The following is a 217-nucleotide window of genomic DNA, read 5'->3' as shown; positions in this document are numbered from 1 at the left end:
AAGCAACGTGATTTACGAAGTCGGCGCAACGCCCGTGTTCGCGGATATCGATCCCGTCACGCGCAACATCGACCTCGACAAACTCGAAGCCGCCATCACGCCGAAGACGAAAGCCATCATTCCGGTGTTTCTCTCGGGCCTGCCCGTCGACATGGACCGGCTTTACGCGATCGCCCGCCAGCACAAGCTGCGCGTGATCGAGGACGCCGCGCAGGCA

The 217-nt window shown here is 61.8% G+C and carries 1 protein-coding gene; it reads left to right on the top strand.

The genetic code is table 11. From position 1 onward, the window contains the following. Positions 1–217: DegT/DnrJ/EryC1/StrS family aminotransferase (locus tag U5A58_RS40800; RefSeq protein WP_321965493.1), on the top strand; the 217-nt coding region annotated here is incomplete at both ends.

The sequence above is a fragment of the Paraburkholderia sp. J7 genome, assembly GCF_905220155.1.
GTDB lineage: Bacteria > Pseudomonadota > Gammaproteobacteria > Burkholderiales > Burkholderiaceae > Paraburkholderia.
Note: the sequence above shows the minus strand (reverse complement) of the source record. Positions and strands in the feature narration are given on the sequence as shown.